General features: G+C 71.2%; 5 protein-coding genes and 1 pseudogene. 2 read left to right on the top strand and 4 right to left on the bottom strand.

Annotated features, from left to right (window positions below; all coding sequences use genetic code 11):
* Positions 1-269 precede the first annotated feature (269 nt).
* A complete protein-coding gene (locus ACFY1E_RS47805) occupies positions 270-641 on the bottom strand; it encodes a YciI family protein (protein WP_389088897.1) in 372 nt (123 codons plus the stop codon).
* Positions 638-1,501: a LysR family transcriptional regulator gene (locus ACFY1E_RS47810; protein ID WP_389088900.1), complete on the bottom strand. Its 864-nt coding sequence runs from the start codon at positions 1,499-1,501 to the stop codon at positions 638-640. Before ACFY1E_RS47810 ends, ACFY1E_RS47805 begins: the two co-directional genes overlap by 4 nt.
* Positions 1,502-1,680: 179 nt before the next feature.
* Between ACFY1E_RS47810 and ACFY1E_RS47815 the strand changes: the two genes are divergently transcribed.
* Entirely contained in the window at positions 1,681-2,556 is an 876-nt protein-coding gene (locus ACFY1E_RS47815; RefSeq protein ID WP_389088902.1) for an NAD(P)H-binding protein, read from the top strand.
* A gap of 14 nt (positions 2,557-2,570) precedes the next feature.
* Here ACFY1E_RS47815 and ACFY1E_RS47820 read toward each other — a convergent pair whose 3' ends face one another.
* Together ACFY1E_RS47820 and ACFY1E_RS47825 are read right to left on the bottom strand one after the other, a co-directional pair.
* Complete coding sequence (locus tag ACFY1E_RS47820) at positions 2,571-5,207, bottom strand: family 78 glycoside hydrolase catalytic domain (RefSeq protein ID WP_389088905.1); 2,637 nt, start codon at positions 5,205-5,207, stop codon at positions 2,571-2,573.
* Positions 5,207-6,505: an MFS transporter gene (locus tag ACFY1E_RS47825; protein WP_389088907.1), complete on the bottom strand. Its 1,299-nt coding sequence runs from the start codon at positions 6,503-6,505 to the stop codon at positions 5,207-5,209. The genes ACFY1E_RS47820 and ACFY1E_RS47825 overlap by 1 nt, the downstream gene beginning before the upstream one ends.
* A 261-nt stretch (positions 6,506-6,766) precedes the next feature.
* Between ACFY1E_RS47825 and ACFY1E_RS47830 the strand changes: the two are divergent.
* Positions 6,767-6,975, top strand: a pseudogene (locus ACFY1E_RS47830) (rhamnose isomerase); the annotation flags it as partial.

Genomic DNA, 6,975 nt, shown 5'->3' on the forward strand with positions numbered 1-6,975 from the left:
GCGACCGGTCGCGCCCGCGCGGCGCAGCCACACATTGATACAGCCCCGCACCCCTAAAAGGGGCGCAACGGAGCCGCACATTTGTACAGCCCCGCTCCCCTGTCGGCGCACATCAGCAGGTCGTCGGCAGGCGCCGATCTGGGCGGAGTGAATGTGTGCGGCGATCCGCGCCTCCGGTCGCCGGCAACGGCCGTATGTCGCACCGAGCGTGCGGTAGGGGGCGTGCCGGTCAGTGTGCGAAGCGGTCCCGTGGACGTGGCCCCGTGCGGTCAGGCTTGTCCCATCCCGAACGAGTCGTGGACGGGCCGCACCTCGACCGCCACGACATGGAAGTCCAGGACGCGTTCGGCGATCTCCCGTGCTCGTTCCGGGGTGGCGCAGTCGATCACGTAGTACGCGGTCACGTGGTCGGTGGCGTCCGTGAGCGGGCCGTCCGTCGTGGTCGGGACCGTGCCTTCGCCTTGCCACCGGATGGTCTTCGTGTCCCGGGGGAAGGCCAGCCCGGCTCCGTTCAGCATCTCGCCGGTGCCTTCCAGGTCCTGGTGGAGGGCCTCGTGTCGACGGAAGACCTCCGCGCGTTCGGCGGCGGTCATCGCTTCGGTCGCCGCGGGGTCGGCGTACATCAGGACCAGGTATTTCATGCGGCCGCCTCGACGGGGGGCACCACGGACGCGGCCACCCGGACCAGTGCGGCGGTGGCCGTCGAGCAGGACTGCTGGGGCCAGGCGATCGACAGGGTGGCCGGAGGGGCGTCCGGGACCTCGCGGTAGGCGAGACCCGGGCGCGGGTAGCGAGTGGTGACGGATTCCGGCAGCAGGGTCACGATCTCGCCCAGTTCGACGAGGGTGAGCAGTTGGGGCAGGTCGGCGATGCCGTGGCGCTCGACGATCATGTCCAGGTAGCCGGCCAGGGCGTCGAGGCGGCCGGACTCGACCCCCGGGATGGCCAGGTCGGCGAGGGTGAGGTGGTCGCGGACGGCCAGGGGGTGGGTGACCGGGAGGGCGGCCAGGCGGCGTTCGACGGTGACCGTTTCGCTGTCCAGGCCGGTGTGGTCGAAGGGTTCGTAGATCAGGGCGGCGTCCGCCTCGCCCTGGCGCAGCAGCCGGGCCTGGTCGCCCCAGCCGGACAACCGGATCGTGACCGGGAGGGCGGCGGGCTCCGTCGCGTAACGGGCCAGGATGGGTTCCAGCAGGCCCCCGTCGCCGTCGGCCTTGAGGGCGAGGACCAGTTTGGCGTCCTGGGCGGCCGCGCGCTGTGCCCGACGGCCGGCCGCCTGCAGGGCGTCGAGCGCGATCCGGGCCTCCCCGAGCAGGACCGTGCCGGCGGGGGTCAGCTCGACGCAGTGGGTGGTGCGCTCGAAGAGCGTGACGCCCAGGTCGGCCTCGAGTTTGCGGATGGCGCGCGAGAGAGGCGGGGCGGAGATGCCCAGCCGTTCGGCGGCGCGGGCGAAGTTGAGTTCTTCGGCCACGGCGACGAAGTAGCGCAGTGATCGGGATTCCACGACCCGGCACCTCCGTTCGGTATTACCCAGAGGGTAACAAGCTGGATCCCTTCGATCCTTCCGTCTCGCAGGGGTGCACCGCAGGATCGAAGCACGCGGCCCCCCGGTCCGTCCCGCTCGTGCAGTCGGCGGCCGTAGGGGCCAACCGGCCTTCCCGAGAGCCCTCTTGGAGCTTTTCCATGCTTGTCATCACCACTCCCACCGGTCAGATCGGCCGCCAGGTCGTCGACGGTCTCCTCGGCGTCCAGGCGCCGGTCCGCGTGATCGTGCGCGAGCCCTCCCGATTGCCTGCGGAGGTGCGCGAGCGCGTCGAGGTCGTCCAGGGCTCGCATCGCGACCTCGGCGTCGTCATGGAGGCCTTCGCGGGCGCGGACGCCGTGTTCTGGGTCGTACCACCGGACCTGCGCGCGGAGAGCGTCGAAGGCCACTACGTCGACTACACGCGGGCGGCCTGTGAGGCGATCGGCGACCGGGGCGTCAAGCGGGTCGTCGCCGTGTCGACCATGGGCCGCGGAATCGAGAAGAACGCCGGGCACCTGTCGGCCTCGCTGGCCAAGGACCGGATGATCATGGACACCGGTGTGCACTTCCGGGCGCTGCAGCCGCCGGCCTTCATGGAGAACCTGTTGTGGCAGGTGGCCGCGATCAGGGACCAGGGCGCGTTCTACTGGCCGCAGCCCGGCGACCGCGTCCTCGCGTCCGTCGCCACCCGGGACATCGCGGCCAAGGCCACGGAACTCCTGCTCGACCGGTCGTGGAGCGGTCAGGAAGGTGTGCCCGTGGTCAGCCCCGACGCCCTTTCCCCCGACGGCATGGCACAGGTCCTCTCCGAGGTGCTGGGACGGCCCGTCCGATATCAGCAGCTGCCCCTCGACACCTACCGGGCGACGATGCTGGAGCACGGCGCGAGCGAGGCATGGGCGCAGGGGCTGGTCGACATGGCCGTGGCCCAGATCAAGGACGCCTACGACGAGGACCACCGCCTCGCCTCACCCAGCCCGACCACGTTCCGTCAGTGGTGCGAGGAGGTGCTCAGGCCGGCCGTCCTGGCCTGAGCACCTCGCCGGTCCTACTCCTCCGGCCCGGCGAACGGGTTGCGGAGCGCGGCCGGCGGCCAGGCGGGCGCGGTGTAGGGCCGCCGGAAGGTACGGCGGCCCGAGCCGATCTCGAACGGCTCACCGTCACCCGGGAGTTGGACCTCGGCCCGGGTGTTCGGCGGGACGAGCACCTCCACCACGAGCGTGCCGTCCTCGATCCGCCAGCCCGCCTCGGCACGGCCGTACGGCGTGTCGTGCGCGGCCTTGGCATACGTCAGGTCGCCGCCGGGCACGGGCGCGATGCGCAGTCGGCGCCAGCCCGGTTCGGCGGCTTCGAGGCCTGCGACCGTGCGGTGCAGCCAGTCCGCGACGGCGCCGAGGGCGTAGTGGTTGAAGGAGGTCATCTCGCCGGGGTTGATGCTCCCGTCGGGCAGCATCGAGTCCCACCGCTCCCACACGGTCGTCGCCCCCATGGTCACGGGGTACAGCCAGGACGGGCAGCCCTTCTCCAGGAGCATCCGGTACGCCAGCTGCGCTTCCCCGCCCGCGCACAGGGCGTCGCAGATCAGCGGCGTACCGGCGAATCCGGTGGCGATGCGGAAGCCCGCCTTGCGCACGATGTGGGCCAACCGCTCGGCTGCGCCCCGCCGTTGACGTTCCGTGGGCAGCAGCGCGAAGCACAGGGCGAGTGCGTACGCGGTCTGCGCGTCGCTCGACATGTGCCCGCCCGGGGTGACGAACTCGTCGGCGAACGCCGCCCTTACCGAGCGCGCGAGTTCCTCGTAACGTACGGCGTCGTCCTTCTCCCCCAGCAGCCGCGCCGTCTCGGCGAGTACGTCGGCCGAGCGGGCGACGTACGCGTTGGCGACGAGATCGCCGTCCGTGCGGGCGTCTCCCGGAGCGTCCGGCGGGGCGGCCGGGTCGAGCCAGTCGCCGAGCTGGAAGTCCTGCCGCCACAGGCCGCCGCCCTCCTCGGTGAGGCGGGCGGCGGTCTCCACCCAGGCGCGCATGCTCGGGTACTGGGTGCGCAGCACGGCCAGATCGCCGAAGCGCCGGTACAGCGTCCACGGCAGCAGCACGGCGACGTCCGCCCAGGCAGCGTGCGGGGTGCCGCCGAAGCCGGCGGGCAGGATGTCAGGCACGACCAGCGGGGGCGTGCCGTCCGGACGGGCGAGTTGTTCGGCGGCCAGGTCGCGCAGCCAGCCGCCGAGCATGCCCGAGCAGTCGTAGAGGAAGGAGGCGGTGGGGGCGAAGACCTGGATGTCGCCGGTCCAGCCGAGTCGTTCGTCGCGCTGGGGGCAGTCGGTGGGGATGTCGAGGAAGTTGCCGCGCATGCCCCACACGACGTTCTCGTGCAGGCGGTTCACGAGCTCGTGCGAGGACTCGAACCATCCCGTGCGGATCATGTCGGTGTGCAGGACGACGGCTTCGACCGCGGACGGGTCCAACTCGCCCGGCCAGTTCTCGATTTCGGCGTAGCGGAACCCGTGGAAGGTGAAGCGCGGTTCGTACGTCTCCTCGCCCGTGCCGGCGAGAGTGTAGGTATCGGTGGCGGCGGCGAGACGCAGGGGCCGGATGCCGAGTTCGCCGTGCTCCAGAACTTCCGCGTGCCGCAGGGTGATGGTGTGTCCGGCCGGGCCCGAGACGCGGATGCGCAGGCGACCGACCAGGTTCTGCCCGAAGTCGAGGATCGTCTTGCCGGATGGCGTGCTGATGACCTCGGCCGGGGACAGGGTCTGGGTGCGGCGCACGGGCGGGCCGGTGGGGGCCACCAATTCGGCCTCGGGGAGCGGGAGTTCGGTGACGGGTGACCAGTCGGAGGTGTCGTGGCCCGGTTCGGACCAGCCGGGGCGGGCCGCCCGGGCGTCGTAGACCTCGCCGTCGTAGAGCTCGGAGCGCAGGATCGGGCCGGTCGTGGCGCGCCAGGTCTCGTCGGTGCCGATGGTGGTGACGGTGCCGTCGGGGTGGGTGACCTCCAGCTGGGCGAGGAGCGCGCGGCGGTCGCCGTAGAGGTTGCGCCGGCCGCCGTGGAAGCCGAGCCGGCCCGTGTACCAGCCCTCGCCGAGGAACGCGCCGATCGCGTTGTCGCCCTCGCGCAGCAGGCCGGTGACGTCGAAGGTCTGGTAGCGCAGCCGGTGGTGGTAGGAGGTCCAGCCGGGGGCGAGGACGTGGTCGCCGACACGGTTGCCGTTGATCTCGGCTTCGTAGACGCCGTAGGCGGTGATGTGGAGGCGGGCCGAGGCGACCGGCTTGGCGAGGGTGAAGGTGCGGTGCAGCAGCGCCACCGGGAGTGGGGCGTCGGACAGTTCGCGGTCGGGGGTGACGGGTCGGGCGGTCCAGTCGGTGCGGGCGAGCAGTCCGGTCTCCGCCCGGGTGGGCGGCGACCAGGCGGACGGCTCGGCGCCCTCGCCCCACACCTGGACACGCACCCCGACGCGGCTGCGGGAGGCGAGCGGCTCGCCGGGCCAGTCCACCAGCACGGAATCGGCGCCCTCGACGCGCCCGGTGTCGGTCAGGACGGTGCCGTCAGTGCCGGTGATTTCGAGGCGGTACGCCCGCTGCGTCCAGCCGGGTGTGTCCGTCTCGGTGCGCCAGCTCAGGCGGGGCCTGCTCTCGCCGATGCCGAGCGGCTCGCGGTGGTGTTCCAGGACAGGTGCGGTGACGCGCATCAGATCGCTTCCTTGACACGGACGGTGGAGGTGGCCCCGGGCGCCGCGGCCCGCCCCTGGGGAGCGATGGTGCGGACGACCCACACACCGATCAGACCGGACACGGCCACACACGCCGTGGTGATCCACAGAACGGCCGAACCGCTGACCGCCATCAGGGTGGGGGTGGCGAGGCCGGCGAAACCGCACAGGGCGCGGCTGAGGCCGTAGGTCAGTCCTTGCGTGGTCGCGCGCAGTTCCTCGGGGAACGCCTCCTGGGACCAGACCTTGTAGTTGGCCTCGCCGGCGAACTGGTTGACGACGTTGTAGAGGAGCAGGAAGAACACCATCGCCGCGATCACGGCGCCGCCGGTCGCCGCGGCCACGGCGAAGGCAAGGACCTGGAGCACCGCACAGACGTAGAACAGCCGGTCGCGCCAGGGCGTGTCGGCCAGCCGTACGAAGGCGAGCGAGCAGACCAGGCCGATAGGGAGTCCGGCCAGGCCCATTCCCGTGGCGAGGGTCTGGGAGGCGCCGCTGACGGTGGTCAGGAAGTACGTGCCGTACTGGCCCATGGTGTTGGCGGCGAGGTTCCAGGAGAGGTAGAAGCCGCCCGTCGCGAGGAGCGGGACGAGGACCGGCCTGGCGGCGAGGCGGCGCAGCGCCCGCGCGTCGATGCCCTCGCCACCGCCGCCGCGCTCGGCCTCCTCCAGCACGGGAGACAGCCGCATGCGGTTGCGCAGCACCCAGCTGACCAGGGCCACGACGGTGAGGTGGGCGAAGAGGAGCTGCGCGGAGAGGTAGCCGAGCGTGGAGGTGCCGAAGCCGATCACGATCGCGGCGGTGATGCCGACGACCCACATGGTCTGCGTCGCGCCGATCAGTCGGCCGCGAACCGAGCGCGGGGAGTGCTCGGAGACCATGGCCAGCGAGGTCGGCAGGTCGGCGCCGGCCGCAAGACCGCCGATGATCATGCCGGCGAAGAGGAAGGCGCTGTTGGGGGCGAAGACCAGCAGGGCGGCGCCGATGGCGTAGACGAGGATGTCGATCCCGTACACACGCTTGCGGCCGAAGCGGTCGGCGAGGCGGCCGCCGACGAGTGAGCCGATGGCGATGGAGAAGGTCAGCGCCGCGCTCAGTGCGCCGAGCCCCCAGGAGGACAGATGGAAGCGGCTCTGCCACAGGCCCAGTGACAGGCCGGAGGAGACGATGATGCCCGAGTCCAGGTAGGAAGCCATGCCGGAGAGGACGGCCAGGCGCCACTGGGAGCGGGTGACCCGGGGTTCGGCGGGCCTGCGGGAGATGGCGTCGTTGCTCATCAAGGCGGCCTTTCTGATGGGGAGTTCGGGGACGGAGGGCGGTGCGTGCCAACGAGGTGATGACACGTGTAACCGCCCCGTAAAGGGGCTGTGAAACGTTTCACGGCATCGTGAGCCCACGATGGCTGCTCGTCAAGGGTTCCAGCAGCGAAATCTCCGGCCCTTGACGAACACCCCAGGGTGGGCGCGTCGCATCTTGACGGCATCCCACCCGTGGGACTACGTTCCCTGAAACGATTCAAACAGTGTTCAGAGGTGGTCATGCCAGACCAGTCCGCCGTGAAGGCAGCACTCGCGGCGCAGAAGATCGAGACGCCGTCGTGGGCGTACGGGAACTCGGGGACCCGGTTCAAGGTGTTCGCGCAGCAGGGCGTCCCCCGCACGCCGCAGGAGAAGCTGGCCGACGCGGCGCAGGTGCATGCGTTCACCGGTGTGGCGCCGACGGTCGCGCTGCACATTCCGTGGGACAA

The sequence above is a fragment of the Streptomyces sp. NPDC001604 genome (genome assembly GCF_042893475.1).
GTDB lineage: Bacteria > Actinomycetota > Actinomycetes > Streptomycetales > Streptomycetaceae > Streptomyces.

Excerpts from the sequence above, each read along its gene's own strand:
- ACFY1E_RS47805 (WP_389088897.1), bottom strand. The coding sequence starts at position 641 with ATGAAATACCTGGTCCTGATGTACGCCGACCCCGCGGCGACCGAAGCG.
- ACFY1E_RS47815 (WP_389088902.1), top strand. The coding sequence starts at position 1,681 with ATGCTTGTCATCACCACTCCCACCGGTCAGATCGGCCGCCAGGTCGTC.
- ACFY1E_RS47820 (WP_389088905.1), bottom strand. The coding sequence starts at position 5,207 with ATGCGCGTCACCGCACCTGTCCTGGAACACCACCGCGAGCCGCTCGGC.
- ACFY1E_RS47825 (WP_389088907.1), bottom strand. The coding sequence starts at position 6,505 with ATGAGCAACGACGCCATCTCCCGCAGGCCCGCCGAACCCCGGGTCACC.